This window comes from Gottfriedia sp. NPDC056225 (assembly GCF_042267765.1).
GTDB lineage: Bacteria > Bacillota > Bacilli > Bacillales > Bacillaceae_G > Gottfriedia.
The window spans coordinates 1-1,245 of record NZ_JBHJTJ010000145.1; the positions used below are offsets into that span (position 1 = coordinate 1).

The 1,245-nt window shown below is 27.6% G+C and carries 1 protein-coding gene; it reads right to left on the reverse strand.

What is annotated here, in order from left to right; genetic code table 11:
• Positions 1-204 precede the first annotated feature (204 nt).
• Positions 205-1,179, reverse strand: coding sequence for an HNH endonuclease domain-containing protein (locus tag ACFCYN_RS25495; RefSeq protein ID WP_375952989.1), 975 nt, complete (start codon positions 1,177-1,179; stop codon positions 205-207).
• Positions 1,180-1,245 lie beyond the last annotated feature (66 nt).

A 1,245-nucleotide genomic window follows, 5' to 3' on the forward strand; every position in this document is an offset into this window, starting at 1 on the left:
CTACAATGTTAGAAAAATAATAGATATTAACAAAATCATTTTTTTAGAATTATAGAATTTTCCAATTTAGTTTATACTTGAAACAAACCCTTTATAAGTGAAGGTACGCATGTTCTTGAGAATTACTATTTAAGGAAAGTCAGCAGATTTAGTTATAGCTACTACTAGAGACTTTAGGTTTAGCCTATGGTTTCAAAGAGCTTTCTAACCTTTAAATGAAATCCAAAACTGCTTCAAGTAATCCTTCTCAATTGCAATTTGTAGTAAATCAAAATCTTTTGTATTGTTATCAATTTCTTGTAGTAAAACTTTGTTCCGTTCCTCTAACCTCAAAATATCATTTTCTAACGGCATACGATTAGACTTCTCAGAATTTTCCCCTTTATGGCAGTAAACTAAATTCCATAAGTCATCAGAAAACATATAAGACCACGGTATAACATGGTCAACAGATAAGTCCTTTTCAATTATTGTTTCACCACAATAAAAACATTTACGGATACCATCTTTAAATAATAAATCAATATATTTATGAAACTTCTTTAAGGAAGATCTTCTAATTTTATCTTCATCAATTGCTCTTACTTTACGAGAGATACGTGGGCTATAATTAAACCCTTCTAACATTTGTGTCCATCTGTAATTAATTAATGTAAATAAATAATCGTTATGAATTTTAAGTAGAATAGCATTTTGTTTAGTGAAATATACTTTCCCTTCAACACGGTTCAGTTGATAAATTTCGTAAGTATTACCGTTAAGATTCATAAACCGCCAACATACGTCTTGTTTTAGCGTTTTTATTATTTTTTTCACTGAAGTAAAATAATTATTAGTTAATCCGATTGAATCAAAATCTATCTTTTCAAATCTTACCGGTTGAACTGAGTCTCTTTTTTCAAAATATACATTAATTAATTGTTTAGTTATTCCAACTATTTCAGGAGGCTTTTTGATATTTGCACTTTGTATTAAGTTGAAGTATATAATCTGATTCCAATAATACTTTAAGCAAAGTTCTGCAATATCTTTGAATTTAAATACAACAATATCGTTTTCATAATCATCACTAACATTTAATGATAACTCTACTAATGCTTTCCCCCATACCATTTTATAAGTATTATCGAAACTACAATTAAGTATTAGTTTATGCCATTGATTTACGTAATCGTTCATTTTATCACCACTAGAAAATTAAGTTGTACATAATCTTTCAATGTTTGAAAAAACAATGTTATTTAC

Excerpts from the sequence above, each read along its gene's own strand:
- ACFCYN_RS25495 (WP_375952989.1), bottom strand. The coding sequence starts at position 1,179 with ATGAACGATTACGTAAATCAATGGCATAAACTAATACTTAATTGTAGT.